Origin of the sequence: Streptomyces sp. L7 (genome assembly GCF_050990935.1) — a bacterium.
Taxonomy (GTDB): domain Bacteria; phylum Actinomycetota; class Actinomycetes; order Actinomycetales; family Microbacteriaceae; genus Leifsonia.
Genome location: NZ_CP194644.1, coordinates 2,385,131 through 2,404,238, shown reverse-complemented (window position 1 = coordinate 2,404,238; position 19,108 = coordinate 2,385,131). Strand labels below are relative to the sequence as shown.

Here is a 19,108-nt window from a genome sequence, read left to right as displayed (position 1 = left end):
TCGGATACAGCTCCTTGCGTCAGGAGACCACAGGGTAATGATAGCCAGTTAGGAAGATATCTTCACACTGACGAAAACCTTTCTCCTCGTATTTCTTTCGACTCATAGTGCCTCCACCAACAAACTGAGCTCCGCCATGGACGTGAACACCGTCGCACCCTCGCGCTCCAGCCATTCGCGTGGCGTCAAGCCGCCGGCGTACCCGAAGACACGCATTCCGGCAGTTGCTCTATGTCCCCGGCCGCATCGTTCATCACGCCGCGGCGACCTATCGTGGGGACGGAAAGACGGACGCGAAAGACGCCAGGATCATCGCCGACCAGGCCCGTATGCGCACTGATCTTCAGCCGGTGCGTGACGGTGATCAGATCAGCATCGACTTGCGCTTGCTGACCGCCCGCCGGCTCGACCTGGTTCATGATCGGGTGCGGGCGGTCAACCGGTTTCGGGCGACGATGTTGGAGTACTTTCCGGCGTTGGAGCGGGCGTTCGACTATAAGAAGAACAAGGCAGCACTGATGCTGCTCTCGGCCTACCAGACCCCCCGCCGCGTTGCGCCGGATCCGGGCCAAACGGCTGACCGCCTTGCTGAAGAAGCGAGGCTGCCGCAACAGCACCGGTGTCGCAAGCAAGGCGATCGATGCGGCGTCAGCGCAAACCACCACCCTGCCGACCGAAACAGTGGGTGCGGCTCTCGTTGCCCGGCTTGCCGCAGTCATCACGGCCATCGACGCTGAGCTGGCCGAACTCGACGCCACGATCACGGCACGGTTCAACCACCACCCCAAGGTGGAGATCCTCACCAGCATGCCCGGCTTTGGTCCGATCCTCGGTGCGACGTTCCTGGCCAACGTCGGCGGGGACCTGCGTTCCTTCGAGAGCCCCGACAGACTTGCCAGCGTCGCTGGAGTTGCACCAGCACCAACGGATTCAGGCCGCATCAGCGGCAACCATCATCGGCCACGGCGCTTCACCCGGCGCCTCCTCCGAACCTGCTATCTCGCAGCGCTCTCCAGCCTGAAGAACAACCCTGCCTCCCGCGCCTTCGACGACCGCAAACGCGTCGAGGGCAAGTTACACAAGCAAGCGCTCATCGCGGTCGTCCGACGCCGCATCAACGTCATCTGGGCCATGCTCCGAGACCACCGCCACTACCTCGAGCCCGCACCTCGAGCAGGCGCACTCACCGCTTGACATCTTCATTTAGACTCCCAGTGCCCGGGAACAGCGCGGTCCTCGGCCTCGGGTGGCCGTTCGCTGATCAACGTCTCGGGTGTGACATGCGCCCAGGTCTTTCGTCGCGACCGCTCCCGCGGTGCGCGGAGTGCCCGGCCAGTGCGCAAACACCAGACCAGCTCGCGCTGGAGCGCGCCGCGGCCCTGGATATAGAGCGACTGGTAGATCGCCTCGTGGCTGATGCGCATGGACTCATCATCCGGGAAATCGACCCTGAGCCGGTTCGCGATCTGTTCCGGACTCCACGCCCATGACCACGGATGATCCTTGCGGTGCGGCTTGTTGTTGCCGGTGAACCGAGGTGGGGGCGGCCCGGGAGTCACCGTGCCGTCGGGCCGTCGGATCTGCCCGGACAGCCGCTCCTGAACATAGGCATGCAACTGCGGGTTGCTGACCAGCTTCGCGACCTTCGGTCGGCGAGCGGCCATGTCAGCCTTCCACTGCGCGACCGACGCCCGGTAGCCGCTGGTGCCGTAACGGACGGCGGCATTGCGACGCAGCTCCCTCGAAATCGTCCCCGGGTCACGCCCCAGCGCTCGGCCGATCGCGCGGACCCCTTTGCCTTGGACCCTCAGCAGCGCGGATCCTCCCGCTCGGCGAACGACAGGTAGCGACCCGAGGGCTGGAACTGCAGATCGAACGGTGCCATGCCGCCAGCGTTGTGGAACCACCGCTGGCCGACCGGCTGCGACACCCCCACGGCAGTGGCCGCCTCGACCGGCAGCAACCCCCACGCGATCTGCAACCAGAACGCCGCCTCGACCGGACGCTGAAACTTCGGATGACCTGGTGACCGCAACTTCGGCCGTATCGCCCTGTCGGCTGCTTGCTGACGACGAACCATTCAACACCTCCATCACGAGGTGTTGCGACGACCAGTTGAATCCGCCGTTCGAGCCGTGGTCGGAGTGGTGGGTCAGCCCGGACAGGTCCCCGCCAGCAGCGAACGCAGCCATCTCAAACGCCTGCAGCGGCAGGATGTCCACCTGCAGCGTCCCGGCGACGTTGAAGCTCACGATCCGGCGGGAGAAACACGTCGGTCACGAACGCAACATAGGCGAACTCGGACCAGGTGCGGACATAGGTGATGTCTGCGACCCAGAGTTGTTCGCGGGCCGGTCGCGGTGAACCGGCGTTGAACCAGATCCGTTGGCCTCGCTCCGGCCGGGTCGGGGCGGGTGGTGAACACTCGTTTCGATCGACGAGCCCCGGCCAACCTGAGCTCGCGCATGATCCGACCGGTCTGATCCCGACCCACCAGCCACCCCTGCCGGCGCATCAGCGCATGCAACAGTCGCAAAGCGCGCTGCCGGAACTCCGGCGGATATTGACGAGGCAGACGGATCGCTTCATACTCCGACTCGTAACCGGGCAACGCCTCCTCCAACGCACGATGGCTCGCCACGTCAACGACGTGACACTCAGGCCCAAAAACTCACGATGGCTCTTGACCAGAGAGCCCTCATCGAGCTGCTCGGGGAACTCAAACTTACTGTGAGTCTTGGAGCGGCTGGTCTGGGACTGGCTGGCAGGGTTGGCGTTGGCCGTCCCGTCCTACTCGTGACTCGAAACTCACGTGGCCCCGCTGCGGGCGCCTTGTTATCCACATGTCCGGGCCGGGTGGGGCGGCGGGCGTCGGCCCGGTCCACGTCGGTGGCTTGATTAGAAGCTTGTCCAACCCGTGAGGGTTGTGACTCCTCACAGTGTTGCCCCGAAGTGCTTTCCTCCCAGGTCAGCGCCGGCCGCGCGCGGTCGTCCAGTTGATTCTGATCAGGAAGGAGGCGGCCGCGTTGACTATCGTTGCGCAGTCCCGCCCATTTGTCATCGGTGTGGACTGCCACGCCCGCACTCACACCTACGCGATCCTCGACGCCCGCACCGGCGAGGCGCTCGGGTGTGAGCAGTTCCCGACCACCAGCGCCGGGATCACCCGTGCGATCGGGTGGGTGGCCCGGCGCATTGGCGGTGATGCCGAAGTGTTGTGGGTGATCGAGGGCGTGGGCACCTATGGCGCCCGGCTTGCACGAGCAGCCACCGACGCCGGCTACGAGGTGTCGGAAGCACCACGGATGGACGCTCGCGCCCGTCACGGCATCGGCAAGTCCGACCCGCTCGACGCCCAGGCGATCGCCAAAGCAGTGCTCGGCATTGACGACACGCGACTGCGTATGCCCCGGCAAGATCACGGACTGCGCGCCGCGCTGCGAACGCTGATGACCGCCCGGGACCAGCTGGGTCCAGAGCGCACGATGAACGTCAACGCGCTCACCGCGCTCCTGCGCGCGAACGACCTCGGCATCGACGCCCGCCGATCCCTCACTATCGCCCAGATCGCGACAGTGTCGCGGTGGCGTGAACGCGATGAGCCGTTGGACGCCGCGATCGCCCGGCAGGAAGCCGTCCGTCTTGCCCGCCGGATCGAAGAGATCAAGACGCAGCTCGCAGCGAACCACAAGCAACTCGCCGCACTGATCCAGGCCCTCCCGCCGCCCCGCTCCTGGAAAACACTGGCATCGGCGTCGTCACCGTCGCCGTCGTCCTTACCGCCTGGTCCCACCGCGGACGGGTCCGCTCGGAAGCCGCGTTCGCCGCGTTGGCCGGAGTCAGTCCCATCCCCGCCTCCAGCGGCAACACCACCCGCCACAGGCTCAGCCGCGGCGGGGACAGGCGACTAACCAGGCGCTTCACACAACTGCGATAGTCCGGATGACCCACGACGCCGAAACCCGCGCCTACGTCGAACGCAGAACCCAGGAAGGCCACAGCCTCCGAGAGATCCGTCGCTGCCTGAAGCGCTACATCGCCCGCAACCTCTTCCGAGTGCTCAACGCGCTCCACGAAGCCCCCGCCCCGATTTGCGAAATATAGATTCGCAATCTGTTTGTCAAGCGGCGGTGCGCGCAGCTATTGACTGTTGTTGGTAGGTGGTTCCGTCGCGCAGGAGTGCCCAGATGACGTTGATCCGTCTGCGGGCCAGGGCAAGAACGGCTTGCTTATGGCGTTTGCCCTCGGCGCGCTTGCGATCGTAGTAGGCGCGGGACTCTGGATGGGATCGGGCAGCGACCTCGGCGGAGACATAGCAGGCTCGCATCAGACGCCTGTCATAGCGTTTCGGGCGGTGCAGGTTCCCGCTGATCCGACCGGAGTCGCGCGGGACGGGTGCGACACCAGCGACGCCAGCGAGACGGTTCGCGTTCTCGAAATAGCGTGTGGTGCCACCAGTGGCGCCGATGAACTCTGACGCTAGGAGGGGACCGAACCCGGGGATGCTTAGGAGGGTTTCTGCCCATTCGTGGCGGCGAAATCGGGCATCGATCTGCGCATCGACGGCCTCCACTTCCTCCTTCAGCCGAAGGACCTCTCGAGCGAGGCGCTCGACGATCAATGCGGCGGCGTCTTGGCCGGTAACCACGGTGCGTTGTCGGTTCGCTGCTGCGACGGCGTCTTCGGCGATCTTCTCAGGTTGCCGGCATCCTTCGTTCCGCAGCCAGGTCGTGATCCGGGTGACACCACTGCGGCGCAGCTGCGCGGGCGTCTGATACTTTGTCAGCAGCACCAGCGCAGCTTTCCGCTGGGCGAAGTCGAACGCGGCTTCCAGCCCCGGGAAGTACTCGAGCAGGGTGACGCGGAGGCGGTTGATCGCTCGGGTCCTGTCCGCGACCAGGTCTGCGCGGTGAGCGGCGAGCATTCGAAGCTCGGTGGCGATCTCATCGCCGGCCCGGACGGGGTGCAGGTCGCGGCGCATCCTGGCCTGGTCTGCGATGATCGCGGCGTCTTTCGCGTCCGTCTTGCCGTCACCACGATAGGTGCGGGCAGCGCGATGAACGGTCCTGCCCGGGATATAAAGCATCTCCTGACCATTCGCGGCCAGCACCGCGATCAACAGTGCCGCACCGCCCTGGTTCAGATCCGTCGCCCAAACCACGGGGTGACCGTCTGCCAGCTCGGTCACATCACCGAGCAGTGCGAGGAGCTCGTCCTCATCGTTGGCGAGACTCCGTGACAACAGCCGTGCCCCGGCCTCGTCGATCACCACACAATGGTGATGGGATTTGCCGGCGTCGATCCCGGCCCACAGTTGCGGCATTCTGCCCTCCGTTCGCTCGGTGCGGGCTCCAGCGAACGACCACGCCTGCGCGTCCTTACACAGCGATCATGTCGCGCGTCTCAATCAGAGGTCGAGTCGTTGCGGGACGCCGGGCGGCCAATCTATGTCCTACCACTGCGGAAGCGTCGAAGCCATACCCGGCATCCCTGGAGCGGTCGAGAGCTTACAACGACCCTCAATCCACACCCCCAACAACGTAAGGAAGGGTCTGTCAACACAGGGGAGCAATCGGGATGCGGGTATTCGTAATCGATACGAGCAACATGAGTCCGGAACTGCAGGGCGGACTGATCGGGGTGGTCGGATCCCTCAGCCCGATCACGGAAGAGAAGAAGGAATGCGTGGACATGGTGAGTCGCTACGCAGTGGACGGGTGGCCGGTCGCGGCTGACCCGCACACGCCGATCGGCCGGCTCGCCGCGGTGACCGCGGAGGCGGCGTGTGTTCCGTTCGTGTCGCTTAGCCGGTTGCCGCGGTTGCGGCAAACGGTTATGGCGCACATGTTGTCCTCATCGCAGGGTGGCGCGCTCAATTGAGATTGCGTGGTTCCGCCCCTTTGGCGGGCAGCAAACTCGGCATCACCGATCAGCGTGCGCTCGACATCACTGACGATGAGCGGGCAGAGGTGGCGAGCCAGAGGCTCTTCCGCCCCGTCGCTTTTGTCGGTGTTCCGTTAGAACGGAGGGGGAGGCCTCACCCGAACTGGGGAGTGCTTATTAGGTGATTGTTCCTCCTTGCCTTGGCTATCGTGAAGGGGTTCGGACAACTGGGGTGGGGTTGTGTTGCTGGGTTTGAGCAAGGCGACTGCGCGCGCGTTGACGGCGTCGTCGGTTGGTAGCGGCGGGTGTTATGGTTCTAGCGGGTTGTCAGACGACGGGTATTTCAGGGCCGTCGACAGATCCACTGGATGCGCTCAAACCGATGCCTAGCAAGTCACGGTGGTGTGGGCGCCCGCGGCGGCCAGCGCCTCGGATACAGCGAATCCGTTGCCCGCTTGGCGCTGTTCGCGACGGCGAGGCGCCCTTCGAGGTCGGAGGAGTCCGTCGCTTACCGCCTGCTCCGGGCGACATCGACAAGGATCTTCATGGTCTTGTCGCTCGCGAGCGTTTCGACGGCGTCGGTGACGTGGTCCCGGTCCCATGACTCGGGGCAACAGATGGAGAGTGGCTCACTCCGCCTAGTGAGCCTCGAAATCGGGCGCTGTGTGGTCAAGACAGGCGGCGTTCATCCACGAGTGGAGAGCTGCCGTGAGGGGTTCGCGGTCCCGTGCAGGCAGGAAGCTCAGCAGTACCTCGTCGGCGCGCATGACCGCGCGAAAAACGACGTCGAGCTTCTCTTGGCCGCTGTCGGTGAGCTGGATACTCACGCCTCGGCGGTCGTCGGGGTTCTGGTGCCGCGTAACATACCCGGCAGTCTCTAACCGGTCGAGTCGTTGCGTGATCGCTCCGGCGGTGACTTCGCATTGCCTAGCCAACTCACCAGCACTAAGCCGATAAGGCGGCCCGGAGCGGCGCAGTGCGCCGAGGACGCTTAGGCGTCCCTGGTTGATGCCGAGCCTGCGCAATGTGGTGTCCCGCATCGCGTTCAGCTGCGCCGCGAGGTGAATGAGCGGGATCAGCACCGCGATCGAGGATGCGTCCACGTCGGGTATTTCGCGATTCCATGCCGCGATGATCTCAGCCACGGTGCCGGGGGTGCGCGCACTCACGATGATTAGTTTAGGCGGAAACTAATCCGGTGACCAACCTCAAATCCGCACTCGTGATCACCGGCACGGCTGAGGAGTCGGACGCGCGGCCGCGTGGGCGCTCGCCAGACCGGACCTGACGCTGGTCCTGGCGGGCGGCGGCCGGCGGCGGGCGGCGTTAGAGACCGCTGCCGACCTTCCGGCAAACACACCGACCCTCATCGCGGGGCCGACGTGTCCACCACTGCGGGAGCCGAAGCGCCCCATCTCAGGCAGCTTCAGCATCCGCAGAATTGCCCCGCTTGCAGGCGATCTCCAAGGCGACTCCTCGGCGTTGCTGAGAGCCGGATCGTCGACTACCGCGCCAACGTGCTCACTGCCGTCCTCACGGTGGCGGCTCTCCGGCCACTCCTGCCGGACCACGCTTGTATCGTCGCGGCCAGCTCGATCGGCGCTACGACCAGCGGCCCTTCACCGGAACGGGCGAATTCGAGGAATGGCCGTGTAGCGCCCCACGCAGGTCGTGCTCGGCGTTAGCGCCGCCGCGCATCTGCGGTACTGGTGCCGCGAACTCGAGCAGAGACAGTCATTGAAGTCCTGCTGGCGGAGATCGTCGAGGTGAAACTTGACGACTACGGCGCAGTGGCTCCTCGCATCCGCTAGTAGCCTTCAGACGCGTGTCACAGGCTCGATGCACGCACCATGAGACGGCTCGGGTAGTGAGGAAGATCAGGCAGCCCAATGGAGTAGGCGCTGTTCAGCAACTGCGTGGCTGCCACTTCGCCGTAATGGCCGTGGTCGCGGTCGAGGGCGGTAAGAGGATGCGCGGAATACTGGCAGAGGAGCGAATCGTCCCAACTCACAACGGCCACCGATGTGCCGGGATGCTCGGAGACTTCGGCCACGGCCCCGATCGCCAGAAGGTCGCTTGAGGCCACAACAGCCGAGAACTGCGCCGATCCGAATGCATCTCGGGCGGCCTTCCGCCCCCCTTCGATTGAATAGTCGTTGTTGGTTGCAACGACCCGGATCCCCCGGCTCGAGCTCAGGCGAACCAGTTGGTCAGCCCGGTCGCGTTCGTGTGCGAGATTGCCCGGCCCACCGATGAAGAGCGCGTTCGTGTGCCCGCGCGAGGCGAGGTGCTCGACGATGGTCTGTGTTTCTTCCACGACGAGCTCAGTGGGGGAGAGCGTGCTTGACTCTCCGTAGACCGCGAAGGGAAGTTGACCTTGCATGAGGAGTCGCGGACGAGGGTCGTGGAGGCGGGGGTCGAACAGGATCACCCCGTCGACGCGTCCCTCGGTGATCCATGACTCGTACACGGCCAGCTCATCGTCCGCCGCCTCGATGGTGCGGAGGAGCAGGTTCTTCCCGTTGGGGCTGAGCACCCGCTCGATCCCCGCGATGGCGTTCATGTAGAACGGCTCCGAGCGCAGCAGCTGCTCCGCCTGAACCAACGCGATGCCGACGTTGTCGCTGCGCGCCAGGGACAACGCCCGTGCGGCGGCGTTCGGCCGCCAGCCCCGTTCCAGCGCGTAAGCCTTCACCCGCGCTGCTGTGTCGACGCTGACCTGTGGGAGTCCGCGCAGCGCGTTCGAGACCGCCGACTTGGAAAGCCCGAGTTCGCGAGCGATGTCGGCGATCGTGGGTTTCTCCACCATTGCTCACCCTTCCACTCCTACTTCGCCTAGCGAGCGATCCCACGAATTTGCGGCGACAATCTTGACCCGCTCTGGGGGAGCCACTAGATTCTACAGAACCGGTATACAGAACCGGTTCTGTACAAAGGAATCCGACGATGAGCCTTCACGCGATCCATCCGGGGCAGGCTCGAGCGCATTCGCATGAGGCGCCCGATCCCGCGAGTGCCGGATGCTGGGTCTCTTTGCGGCAGGGTATGTTGCGTTTCGCTCTCCAGAGCGCTCTCGATGCCGTTGGAGTCGGCGCCGGCGACCAGGTCATCATGCCGACGTACGCGCGGCGTGAGCTCGCTCACGCGATCGCCGCCGCCGGCTTCGTTGTCGAATTGGCCGATGTGGATGAGAGCCTCACGCTCGATGCGGCGGATCTCGAGCGGCGGATCCGGCCGCAGACGCGCGTGGTGGTGGTGCACCATGCCGCCGGTGCCCCGGCGGACATGAGTCGCCTCATCCGCGTGGCACGCGCACGTGGGATTGTCCTCATCGAGGACGTGTCGGAAGCGTTGGGAGTCACATTCGGCGGACGGGACGCGGGCTCTTTCGGTGACATCGCCGTTCGTGCCCGGGGGTCGAACGTCGAAGTTGCCTCGCGTCTGCCGGGAACTTCGGAGACGCTGGCGGCTCTCGGCCAGTGGCAGACCCCTACCTCTCCTTCCGCTCGTGAGTGCGTGGAGGCAGCGACGCGTCGCGCCACCCGCGATGCCGTGCTGAGTCAGCTCGGAGCGGACGCCGGGCGGAAGGTGACCTGGAGACCCTTATGGGATCCGGAGGGAGACTGCGGGGTCTACCTCGTCGCCCTCTTCGACGACGCGTCGGCCAGTCGGTTGGCTGCCGAACGGCTGACCGCGGAGGGCGTACCCGCGTCGTTGGTCTTCTCGCCGGAGCACGGGAAGGAGCATGTCGCATATTTCTGGGGTTCCGGCGAGCAGAGCCCCTGGTCGTGCACCCGCATGACGATGGATCCGGGGGAGTTCGCCCGCTCCTGGGCAGTGCTCTCCAGGGCGGTCCGCATAGACGTCGCATCGGCACTCACTTGTCAGGATGCGGGCAACCTCGCCAGTCGCGTCCGCACTGCGTTGGGGAGCCTTCCGTGATCGGCAGACCCCTCGAATGCGGCATGCCGCGCTGCAGTGCGCGATGCACGTCGAGGAGCAAAGTGGTTCACTTATGTCGTGAGACCTTCGAAAGACTTCGTCCAGGTAGCGATGCCGGGGTTCAATCGCGCCGGCGACATCTTCCAGTATCTGCGAGACGGAGTGCCGCGGACTCGCATCGAGCTCGCCGAGTTGACCGGCTTCGCCCGATCGACCATCTTTTCGCGTATCCAGACGCTCGCGGACGCGGGTCTCGTCATGAACGTCGGTGACGCCCGGTCCAGCGGTGGCCGCCCGGCTACGCGTTTCGCGTTCAACCCCAGCGGTCGCGTGCTCTTGGGGATCGAGGTCGGGGCGGAACGGACGACCGTCGCTCTGACCGACCTGATCGGTCAGATTATCGCGCGCGTCGCGTTCGATCACCCCCGACGGCCGGCCCCACCGAGGTGTTCGACCGTGCACGAGACAAAGCGGAGGACCTGCTCGAATCGACCGGTGACCGCAGCAAAGACCTGATTGGCGTCGGGATCGGGTTGCCGGGTCCCGTTGAGCGCTCCGCAGGGCGGCCGGTCCGACTGCCTACCCTGCCGGGGTGGGACGGGTTCGACGTCGCCGGTTACGTCTCGCGCGCCTTCCCGGTTCCTGTGCTGGTGGACAACGACATCAACCTCATGGCCTTGGGCGAGCAACGGACCTTCTGGCCGGATACCAAGAATCTGTTGTTCATCAGGGTTGCGAGCGGCGTCGGCATGGGGATCATCAGCAGTGGGGCGCTGCAGCGCGGTGCCGACGGATCGGCTGGCGACCTGGGACACGTCGCGGTGGGCAGAGGCTCCGATATGCTGTGCGACTGCGGCAATTACGGATGCTTGGAAGCCTTGGCCGGCGCGCCCGCCGTCGCGCGTTCGCTGACCGGGAGCGCTGAGGCCGACGTGGCAAACCTGATCGTGCTGGGTCAACGAGGGGACGTGCGCGCCTCCACAGCGCTCAGGCAGGCCGGCCGGGACATCGGTTCGGTGCTCGCCGGGTGCGTCAATATGCTCAACCCCTCTGTCGTGGTGGTCAGCGGCCCCATCGTTGAGGCAGGGGACTCGGTGCTCGCCGGCATCCGAGAGGTCGTGTACAAGCGCTCCCTTCCGCTCGCGACCGCGCGATTGACGATCGCGAAGTCGCAGGCGATGCACGACGTCGGCGTAATCGGCGCAGCTTCGATGGTCGCTGAACATGTACTTTCGCCGCTTGCGATCGAGAACATGCTCGCCGCGGCCCGATTGGACGACGGAGCACCGGTGGCAGTCAGCGCGTAGCCGCTCCGGGCTTTGCCTGCGCCCACCGCGGGAAGAGTTGTGCTCTCTCTGATCGAGCGCTCGACTTGCGCTTGTGTCGTTGCAGTCTGATTTCCCTGTTGGCCGGGGTATTCGTTGCCATCGACATCTCCGGATTTCGATAAACAGGTAACTTACGATGATCAGGTTACAACTTTCGATTGTTGAAAAGCGTAAGTCTTGCTAGCGTGAGTCGAGCGCCGGTCCCGATCGGTGCGAGAACACCCTCCCACCGGATCCGCTCGAAGGAGAGCAATGCGACGTCTGCTTCAGAGAGTCGGTTTCTACCTGCTGACGGCGTGGGCTGCCTTCACGCTGAACTTCCTGATCCCGCGGATGATGCCGGGAAGCCCGGTGCAGGCTCTGCTGGCCAAGTTCAAGGGGCGCCTGTCGCCGGCCTCCCAGCACGCCATCGCGGCGATGTTCGGACTAGGCAAGCAGGACCTCGTCTCGGCCTACTTCTCGTATTGGGGGGAGATCTTCCACGGGAATCTTGGCGTCTCGTTCAGCTATTTCCCGTCCTCGGTGGCGAGCGTGATCAATGACAGCGCCTACTGGACGCTCGGCCTCGTGGGCATCTCGACGATCGTGAGCTTCGTGCTCGGCACGTACCTGGGTATCGTGATCGGCTGGAGGCGGGCCTCGTGGCTCGACAGCCTTCTCCCCGGAACGACGTTCTTCACAGCCGTCCCGTACTTCTGGCTGGGCCTCATCACGCTCTTCATCTTCGGACAGGCGCTGGGCTGGTTCCCGTTGTCCGGCGCCTACTCGTCGGACGTCGATGCGGGTTTCAACGGCCCCTTCATCGCGAGCGTGATATCGCATGGGTTCCTGCCGGCGGCCACGCTGATCATTTCCTCGCTTGCGGGCTGGATGCTCGGCGTGCGCAACATGATGGTCACGACACTCGATGAGGAATACGTCTTGATGGCCGAGGCCAAAGGACTCTCGCCGCGCCGGATCATGCTGGTCTACGCAGCGAGGAACGCTATTCTGCCGTCGATCGCGAGCTTCGCCCTCTCGCTCGGATTCATTATGGGTGGTGCGATCCTGACGGAGGTCGTCTTCTCCTACCCGGGTCTCGGCTACGTGCTCTACCAGGCGGTGACGAACGAGGATTACCCGCTGATGCAGGGAATCTTCCTGATCATCACCCTCTCGGTGCTGCTGGCCAACCTGCTCGCGGATGTCCTTTACGTCATCCTCGACCCCCGCACCAGACAACGAGGAGCGACAGCATGATTCCCGTCGAGCTTGCAGAAACGGATTCGCCCATCACCGGCATCACGCCTCCGATGCGCGCCCGGGGCCTGCGCCTGGGCTGGCCGAAAGAGCTGCGGTCTGCCAAGTTCCTGACGGGAAGCGGTATGGTCACCTTCTTCGTCGTCATGGCCGTCGTTGGTCCGCTGGTGTATCGCGTCGATCCGTCCGCGCTCAGCAGTGATGTCGTCTCACCGCCGTCCGCGGAGCATCTGCTCGGGACGACCCAGAGCGGCCAGGACGTGCTCGCCCAACTGATCGATGGCGCAGGCGAGTCGCTTCTCGTCGGTTTCGTGGCGGGCATCCTTGCGACAGTCCTCTCGGTGCTCATCGGGCTCCTGGGCGGCTACCTCGGCGGCGTCACCGATGAGTCGCTCTCGGCCTTGTCGAACATCTTCCTGGTGCTGCCCGCTCTTCCGCTGGTGATCGTCCTGGCCGCGTATCTTCCCAGCAAGGGCTGGATCAGCGTGGCCCTCGTCATCAGTGTCACCGGCTGGGCCTGGGGCGCCCGGGTGATCCGCGTGCAGACGATGTCGATCCGGCAGCGGGACTACGTCGCCGCCGCTCGTGCGAGCGGAGAGAGCACCCTGCGGATCGTCCTGCGCGAGATCCTCCCGAACCAGCTCGCCCTGATCTCCTCCACCTTCCTCTTCACCGTGATCGCAGCCGTGCTGACTCAGGCGGGACTGTCCTTCCTCGGACTCTCGGACGTGTCGACGTGGTCGTGGGGAACGATGCTGTTCTGGGCTGAGAACCAGAGCGCGCTTCAGATGGGAGCGTGGTGGTGGTTCATCCCGCCGGGCATGTGCATCGCCCTCCTCGGCACCGGGCTCGCGCTCATGAACTTCGGCATCGACGAGTACGTGAATCCTCGACTTCGAGTCGCTCAGGAGATCCGGAAGCAAAAGCAGGCCATCGGCCGGAAGCCCTCTGCTGCCGCCCGTTCCGTCGGCCGTTCGGACAGGAGGGTCCAGGAATGAGCACCGCAGAAAGCACCACGACAGGCTCCGAGGACGGTCGGGCTCGACCCGCGCACGGGAGGCCGCTGATCCACGTGCGGGACCTCTCGGTCCAATACGGCATCGGCGAGAACAGCGTGCGGGCGGTCCGGGAGGTGGATCTCGAGATCCCCCGGGGCGAGATCATCGGCATCGCGGGCGAGTCGGGCTCCGGAAAGTCGACTCTCGCGTTCGCCATAGCCCGTCTGCTGCGGGCGCCTGCGGAGATAACCGGGGGCTCCGTCATCTATGAAAGCGTCGACGGCGGACGCGACGACCTGGTCCTGCTCACACCCAAGGAGCTTCAGCCGTACCGGTGGGAGCGGATCTCCATGGTATTCCAATCCGCGTTGAACGCCCTGAATCCTGTGCTGACGATCGGCGCACAGCTCGATGACGTCCTGAAGGCCCACCGTAAAGGGATGGACAAGCGTCGGCGGCGCGAGCGCGTGGCCGAACTGCTCGGACTGGTCGGCATCGCCGCCGCCCGCGCGAAGGCGTATCCGCACGAACTCTCCGGAGGGATGCGGCAGCGTGCGATGATCGCGATGGCTCTCGCCCTCGACCCCGAAGTCATCATCATGGACGAACCGACGACGGCACTCGACGTCGTGACGCAGCGAGCCATCCTGCGCGAGATCATGAGTCTCCAGAAGCAGAAGAACTTCAGTATCGTCTTCATCACCCACGATCTTTCCCTGCTGCTCGAGATCGCGGATCGCGTCGCGGTCATGTATGCCGGACGCATCGTCGAGCTCGGCACGACCCGTGAGCTGCTCGACTTCGCGGCCCACCCCTACACGACCGGACTGTTGCGCTCGTTCCCGATGCTGTCAGGACCGAGGCAGGTCCTCGAAGGCATTCCCGGGACGCCGCCGGATCTCCGGCGCAGCACCTCGGGATGTGCGTTCGCGGATCGGTGTGCGTGGGCGATCGAGCACTGCGTGTCGCAGGACCCGCAGCTCGAGGCAGTGCACGGAGCTCCGTCCGGGCAGAGCGACCATCGGGCGGCGTGCTTCCGCGCGGAGGACGTGCTCAACGCCAGCGCTCAGCGCGGATTGGCAGGTACCCGATGAATGGCGCTGAGGCGACCACCCGCTTCGCACCGGACGCGTCCCCGGCGGCGGACGACGGCATCGTGCTGGAGGCCGTCCGGCTCTCCAAGACCTTCCCTGTCGGCGGCAAGGGTCGCCGCGGCGGGCGCAAGCGCGCGCGGCTGCATGCTCTCAGCGACGTGTCGCTCACGCTGAGGTCCGGCGAGATCACGGCCCTGATCGGAGAGTCCGGGTCGGGGAAGTCGACGCTCGCCCGCGTTCTCGCGCGCCTGGAGCAGCAGAGCGAGGGAGTCGTGAGGCTGCGGGGGAAAGAGGTGGACACCCGGGGCCGCTCCCGGTTCCTGCGGTACGTCCGTGACGTGCAGATGGTCTTCCAGGACCCGTTCTCGTCACTCAACCCGATGAAGAGCGTCGAAGACCATGTCGCCCGGCCCCTGCGCATCCACGGTCGCGCCTCATCCGGAGCCGAGGCGCAGCAGATGGTGCAGGATCTGCTTCGCGAAGTGCAGCTGACGCCCACGAAGCAGGTGGCCGCGAAGTTCCCCCACGAACTCTCGGGCGGTCAGCGTCAGCGCGTGGCCATCGCCCGCGCCCTCGCAGTCCAGCCGACCGTGCTGCTGGCGGACGAGCCCGTCTCCATGCTCGACGTCTCGATGCGGCTGGGGGTGCTCAATCTGCTGCGGCAGATCGTCGTGGAACGCTCAGTTGCGTTGTTGTATATCACTCACGACATCGCGTCGGCCCGGTATTTCGCGAAGCGCGGCGTGGTCATGTACGCCGGCCACGTCGTCGAGGAGGGACCGTGCGAGGAGATCACTCAGTCTCCGGCCCACCCCTATACGCAGCTCCTCATCTCCAGCGCTCCCCAGGTCGGCGCTGACGGTGCACGCGCGGAGGTGCGCGGGGGTGGAGAGCCGCCGAAGGTGATCGACCCGGGACCGGGCTGCCGCTTCGCATCCCGATGCCCCTTCGTGATGGAGCGGTGTCGCACCGAGACACCGCCAATGTTCCCGATAGCGACGGGTCGAACGTCGCGTTGCTGGCTGCACGAAGAATCGGCGGTCGCCTCCGCGACGCCGGACCCCCACCACGAAACCCGACCGTCGACGTCGACGGCGACCCAAAGAGAGGATCAGGCATGAACACCCCCAGACGGAGGACGATCAAGCGGGCGCTGCTCGCGGCGGTCGCACTCGGCAGCGCCTTCGCGTTGGCCGGCTGCGGCGGCTCAAACGGCGGCGGCGGTTCCGCCAAAGCCCTGGTGGTGCAGGTGAACAATGCCGGCCCGCAGCCCCGCAACTTCAACCCTCTGCTGGCGAGCAGCCCTGTGCAGGCGGTGAACCAGAACTGGGCGATGATCTACGAGCCGCTGATCCAGTACAACGTGGTGAAGCCGGGACAGACCTATCCGTGGCTGGCGAGCTCGTGGAAGTGGACGGATGGCGGCAAGACTCTCACGCTCGCCCTGCGTAAGGACGTCAAGTGGTCGGACGGCCAGGCGTTCACCAGCGCCGACGTCGCCTTCACCCTCAACCTGATCAAGAAGTTCTCCGCTCTGAACCTCAACGGCATTGCGTTCACCAGTGTCTCGACGCCGGACAAGTACACGGCGGTCGTCACCTTTGACGCTCCCGCCTTCACGCAGCTCTACTTCGTCGGCGGTCAGCTGCCGATCGTCCCCGAGCACATCTGGGGCAAGATCTCCGACCCGACGACCTTCGACGACCCGAACCCCGTCGGCACGGGCCCGTATGTCCTCGACAGGTACACGCCCCAGGAGGTCGACCTCAAGAAGAACCCGCTCTTCCGGAGCCCCGTTCCGGTCAGCGAGCTCAAATTCCCGATCATCAGCTCCACCTCCACCTCGACCTCCGAGCTGCTGAGCGGCCAGATCCAGTGGACGACCGGTGGCGAGCCGGACTTCAAGCGACTCTACGTCGACAAGAGCAAGTACAACCACTACTGGTACCCCGAAGTCCAGCCGATCAGCCTCATCGCCAACCTCACCAAAGCGCCGCTCGACAACGTGGCGGTCCGCAAAGCGATCAGCTACGCCCTCGACCGAAAGGCGATCGACACCTCGGGCGAGTTCGGCTACGAGGCGCCCATCACGTCGGCGACCGGCCTGGTGAGCACCCAGCTGAGCTACCTCGACCCGAAGTACAAGAACGACACCCTGACGTTCGATCTGGCGAAGTCCAAGGCGCTGCTGTCGGGGGCGGGATTCAACTGGAACGGGTCCGGTCAACTCATCGGTCCGGATGGGAAAGCCGTGCAGCTGAGCATCGAAGACCCGTCGGGATTCGAGGACTACATCTCCGACTGCCAGATCATCGCCAAACAGCTGCAGAAGATCGGCATTGCGGTGACGGTGAAGGGTGTGTCCACGAACAGCTGGAACGCCGATCTCGCGTCGGGCAACTTCGATCTGAGCGTCGATTGGTCGGCGATCGGCCCGTCGCCGTATTACGCCTACAACTACCTGCTCAATTCCGATCAGACCGCACCGATCGGTTCCAACGCGGCCTCCAACTTCGAACGGTGGAAGGACCCTGCGACGCAGAAGTTCCTCACGGCGTACGCCGACTCGGGAAGCGAGAAGGAGCAGCAAGACGCCCTGTCCGGACTGGAGGGGATCATGGTCGAGCAGATGCCCGTCATCCCGCTCGTCGGAGGCGCCGACTGGGGCACCTACACCGACAAGACGTTCACCGGCTGGCCGACGCCGCAGAACCCCTACGCGGACGACAGCCCTGCCGGCCCGAACGGCGAGTACGTCGTGCTGCACCTCTCGCCCCGGAAGGGCAGCTGACGGATGGGTGAGACGGCTCCTGCGTCGCCTTCGCTGGCCAGTACCGCGCAGGGGCGCGCAGGAGCCGCTCGCGTCGATATCACGCCTCCCATCGGCGCCCCGCTGATCGGCTTCGCCGGGCGCGGGCCGGCAACGGGAGTCCTCGATCCTCTGGCCGCGACCGTCCTGTTCCTGCAATCCGGTGGCCCGGAGGGGACGGCCCTGGCGCTTGTCTCCTGCGATCTCGAGGGAATCGACGCCGAGTGGACCGACGAGGTGCAATGCCGGGCGCGCGCAGCGACCGGAATAGCCGACTTGCATGTCATCGTCTCGGCCACCCACACGCACTACGCTCCAGCGGGCCCTTCGATGGACAACGAAGGGGAGCTCGAGCATCCCGTGTCGATCGCCTACACCCGGCTTCTGGTCTACGATCTCGTCGGTGCGATCCAGCTGGCCTGTTCTCGTGCGCGACCCGCCCGATTGCGCGTGGTCGCTGGCGAGTCGGATGTCGGCGTGAATCGCCGCGAGACGACGCCGAACGGCGACGTCATCCTCGGGCACAACCCGGCGGGCCCGCGGGATGCCCGAGTCGTGCTGGTGGTGGTCGAGGGCGTCAACGGGGACGCGATCGCGTCAGCCGTCAGCTTTGCGTGCCACCCGGTCTGCTTGGGCTCGGAGTGCCGGGACGTCAGTGCGGATTTCATCGCCCCTTTGCGCTCGACCGTCGAACAGGTCACCGGCGTGCCGATGTTGTTCCTCCAGGGCGCGGCAGGAGACATCAACCCGAGAACGATGGGCGAGTCGACGACGACGCCCCTGGATACGGCGATGCCTCTGGCCGCCGAGGTATTGCGACTGTGGAACACGACTTCACGGACGGCGCCCCACGATATCTCCATTCAGGTGTGCGCCCAGACGTTCGCGTACCCACCGCTGCTTCCGGAATCGAGAACGGATGCCGTGCGCGCGGTGAGCCTGCTCGCCGACCGGCTCACCTCCCTGGGGGCAGACCGCAGTGCGGATCCGGCTGACGTGAGCTGGACCCAGCTCCGCCTGTCCCGCGCGCGAGATGCACTGCGCGTCATCGACGGCGAGGACACCGCCCGTCCGGTCGAAGCGCGACAGTACGCCGTAAGAATCGGTCCGCAGCTCGCCATCTCGACGGCTCCGTGCGAGCTCTTCACTGTCCTCGGCCAGGACATCATCCGGCGCTCTTCTTTTGCCACCACTGTCTTCGTCGGCTACGCGAACGGGCTCATCGGCTACGTCCCGGACCGGGCTTCCTATGAGGAAGGGGGCTACGAGGTGACGCACGCGACGCTCGTCGCCCGCGGAGCAGGCGAGGAGATCGTCGAGAACAGCGTCCAGCTCCTGTACGCGCTCGCCAGCAGTACACCATGAGCCTGCTGACAGTGCTGGGCTCCGCGGCCGCCATCCTGACGACCGGCGCGTGGCTGCCGCAGCTGCTCCGGTGCTGGCGGACCAGGTCCACAGGGGATATCTCCTGGAGCTATGTCGTCGTCCTGGGCTCAGGCGTCACTCTCTGGGTCACCTACGGGATCGCCATCGCGGACCCCGTCGTCTTCGTAGCTAACACCGTGACGCTCGCTGCGCTGGCCGCCCTGGCCATCCTCAAGGTGGCGTTCGTCGGACGCGCGAGCAGGAATAGCCGGTCACTGACACCGAAAGCAGAAAGAGGCCGATACGGAACGTGTCCGTATCGGCCTCTCGGCGCGCCTCGCGTCTCGGACCCTCGAGTCGACCCCCCGTCGCGCCCTGCAGCCAGCCCGTCAGCCGCTCGCGACTAACCACGACGTCGTCGAACGGGTCGAAGGTCTCCGGCTCGTGCTC

The 19,108-nt window shown here is 65.4% G+C and carries 15 protein-coding genes and 3 pseudogenes; 14 read left to right on the top strand and 4 right to left on the bottom strand.

Translation table 11 applies throughout. The features are described from left to right. Positions 1–179: 179 nt before the first annotated feature. Both ACR5MH_RS11950 and ACR5MH_RS11945 read left to right on the top strand, forming a co-directional pair. Positions 180–413 (top strand): annotated as a pseudogene (locus ACR5MH_RS11950) (IS110 family transposase); the annotation flags it as partial. 172 nt (positions 414–585) lie between these two features. Then, positions 586–1,194: a transposase gene (locus ACR5MH_RS11945; protein WP_433861785.1), complete on the top strand. Its 609-nt coding sequence runs from the start codon at positions 586–588 to the stop codon at positions 1,192–1,194. A gap of 14 nt (positions 1,195–1,208) precedes the next feature. On the opposite strand, the pseudogene ACR5MH_RS11940 reads toward ACR5MH_RS11945, so the two are convergent. Beyond that, positions 1,209–2,080: pseudogene (locus ACR5MH_RS11940) on the bottom strand (transposase); the annotation flags it as partial. Positions 2,081–3,026: 946 nt separating this feature from the next. Between ACR5MH_RS11940 and ACR5MH_RS11935 the strand changes: the two are divergent. Further along, positions 3,027–4,104, top strand: a pseudogene (locus ACR5MH_RS11935) (IS110 family transposase). 16 nt (positions 4,105–4,120) lie between these two features. Here ACR5MH_RS11935 and ACR5MH_RS11930 read toward each other — a convergent pair. Next, positions 4,121–5,323 (bottom strand): IS110 family transposase, encoded by a 1,203-nt coding sequence (locus tag ACR5MH_RS11930; RefSeq protein ID WP_431347400.1) that lies wholly within the window; start codon positions 5,321–5,323, stop codon positions 4,121–4,123. A gap of 254 nt (positions 5,324–5,577) precedes the next feature. Between ACR5MH_RS11930 and ACR5MH_RS11925 the strand changes: the two genes are divergently transcribed. Then, positions 5,578–5,880: a hypothetical protein gene (locus ACR5MH_RS11925; protein WP_431347399.1), complete on the top strand. Its 303-nt coding sequence runs from the start codon at positions 5,578–5,580 to the stop codon at positions 5,878–5,880. A gap of 641 nt (positions 5,881–6,521) precedes the next feature. On the opposite strand, the gene ACR5MH_RS11920 is transcribed toward ACR5MH_RS11925, so the two are convergent. Beyond that, positions 6,522–7,028 (bottom strand): MarR family winged helix-turn-helix transcriptional regulator, encoded by a 507-nt coding sequence (locus ACR5MH_RS11920; protein WP_431347398.1) that lies wholly within the window; start codon positions 7,026–7,028, stop codon positions 6,522–6,524. Between the two features lie 683 nt (positions 7,029–7,711). Then, the gene (locus ACR5MH_RS11915) at positions 7,712–8,692 is read right to left on the bottom strand and encodes a LacI family DNA-binding transcriptional regulator (protein ID WP_433861784.1); all 981 of its coding nucleotides are present in this window, start codon (positions 8,690–8,692) and stop codon (positions 7,712–7,714) included. A 137-nt stretch (positions 8,693–8,829) separates the two neighbouring features. Between ACR5MH_RS11915 and ACR5MH_RS11910 the strand changes: the two genes are divergently transcribed. From ACR5MH_RS11910 to ACR5MH_RS11865, 10 genes are all read left to right on the top strand, one after another. After that, positions 8,830–9,825, top strand: a complete 996-nt coding sequence (locus ACR5MH_RS11910) for a DegT/DnrJ/EryC1/StrS family aminotransferase (protein WP_431347395.1) — start codon at positions 8,830–8,832, stop codon at positions 9,823–9,825. Positions 9,826–9,936: 111 nt separating this feature from the next. Further along, entirely contained in the window at positions 9,937–10,341 is a 405-nt protein-coding gene (locus tag ACR5MH_RS11905; RefSeq protein WP_433862645.1) for a helix-turn-helix domain-containing protein, read from the top strand. Then, entirely contained in the window at positions 10,272–11,132 is an 861-nt protein-coding gene (locus tag ACR5MH_RS11900) for an ROK family protein (RefSeq protein WP_433861783.1), read from the top strand. Before ACR5MH_RS11905 ends, ACR5MH_RS11900 begins: the two co-directional genes overlap by 70 nt. A gap of 273 nt (positions 11,133–11,405) precedes the next feature. Further along, positions 11,406–12,392 carry an ABC transporter permease gene (locus tag ACR5MH_RS11895; protein WP_431347393.1) on the top strand — a complete coding sequence of 329 codons (987 nt, stop codon included), beginning with the start codon at positions 11,406–11,408 and terminating at the stop codon, positions 12,390–12,392. Continuing rightward, positions 12,389–13,390 carry an ABC transporter permease gene (locus tag ACR5MH_RS11890; protein WP_431347392.1) on the top strand — a complete coding sequence of 334 codons (1,002 nt, stop codon included), beginning with the start codon at positions 12,389–12,391 and terminating at the stop codon, positions 13,388–13,390. Before ACR5MH_RS11895 ends, ACR5MH_RS11890 begins: the two co-directional genes overlap by 4 nt. Before the next feature lie 134 nt (positions 13,391–13,524). Next, positions 13,525–14,484, top strand: coding sequence for an ABC transporter ATP-binding protein (locus ACR5MH_RS11885; RefSeq protein ID WP_431347391.1), 960 nt, complete (start codon positions 13,525–13,527; stop codon positions 14,482–14,484). Then, positions 14,481–15,605, top strand: coding sequence for an ABC transporter ATP-binding protein (locus ACR5MH_RS11880; protein WP_431347390.1), 1,125 nt, complete (start codon positions 14,481–14,483; stop codon positions 15,603–15,605). The genes ACR5MH_RS11885 and ACR5MH_RS11880 overlap by 4 nt, the downstream gene beginning before the upstream one ends. Beyond that, entirely contained in the window at positions 15,602–17,275 is a 1,674-nt protein-coding gene (locus ACR5MH_RS11875) for an ABC transporter substrate-binding protein (protein WP_431347389.1), read from the top strand. The genes ACR5MH_RS11880 and ACR5MH_RS11875 overlap by 4 nt, the downstream gene beginning before the upstream one ends. 3 nt (positions 17,276–17,278) lie before the next feature. Beyond that, the gene (locus ACR5MH_RS11870) at positions 17,279–18,658 is read left to right on the top strand and encodes a hypothetical protein (protein ID WP_431347388.1); all 1,380 of its coding nucleotides are present in this window, start codon (positions 17,279–17,281) and stop codon (positions 18,656–18,658) included. Then, on the top strand, positions 18,655–19,065 hold the full coding sequence (locus ACR5MH_RS11865) for a SemiSWEET family sugar transporter (RefSeq protein WP_431347387.1): 411 nt from the start codon (positions 18,655–18,657) through the stop codon (positions 19,063–19,065). Before ACR5MH_RS11870 ends, ACR5MH_RS11865 begins: the two co-directional genes overlap by 4 nt. Positions 19,066–19,108 lie beyond the last annotated feature (43 nt).

Bases quoted from the DNA above. Each gene is read 5' to 3' on its own strand.
- ACR5MH_RS11875 (WP_431347389.1), top strand. From the start codon at position 15,602: ATGAACACCCCCAGACGGAGGACGATCAAGCGGGCGCTGCTCGCGGCG.
- ACR5MH_RS11930 (WP_431347400.1), bottom strand. From the start codon at position 5,323: ATGCCGCAACTGTGGGCCGGGATCGACGCCGGCAAATCCCATCACCAT.
- ACR5MH_RS11915 (WP_433861784.1), bottom strand. From the start codon at position 8,692: ATGGTGGAGAAACCCACGATCGCCGACATCGCTCGCGAACTCGGGCTT.
- ACR5MH_RS11870 (WP_431347388.1), top strand. From the start codon at position 17,279: ATGGGTGAGACGGCTCCTGCGTCGCCTTCGCTGGCCAGTACCGCGCAG.
- ACR5MH_RS11905 (WP_433862645.1), top strand. From the start codon at position 9,937: ATGCCGGGGTTCAATCGCGCCGGCGACATCTTCCAGTATCTGCGAGAC.
- ACR5MH_RS11910 (WP_431347395.1), top strand. From the start codon at position 8,830: ATGAGCCTTCACGCGATCCATCCGGGGCAGGCTCGAGCGCATTCGCAT.
- ACR5MH_RS11925 (WP_431347399.1), top strand. From the start codon at position 5,578: ATGCGGGTATTCGTAATCGATACGAGCAACATGAGTCCGGAACTGCAG.
- ACR5MH_RS11865 (WP_431347387.1), top strand. From the start codon at position 18,655: ATGAGCCTGCTGACAGTGCTGGGCTCCGCGGCCGCCATCCTGACGACC.
- ACR5MH_RS11890 (WP_431347392.1), top strand. From the start codon at position 12,389: ATGATTCCCGTCGAGCTTGCAGAAACGGATTCGCCCATCACCGGCATC.
- ACR5MH_RS11895 (WP_431347393.1), top strand. From the start codon at position 11,406: ATGCGACGTCTGCTTCAGAGAGTCGGTTTCTACCTGCTGACGGCGTGG.
- ACR5MH_RS11880 (WP_431347390.1), top strand. From the start codon at position 14,481: ATGAATGGCGCTGAGGCGACCACCCGCTTCGCACCGGACGCGTCCCCG.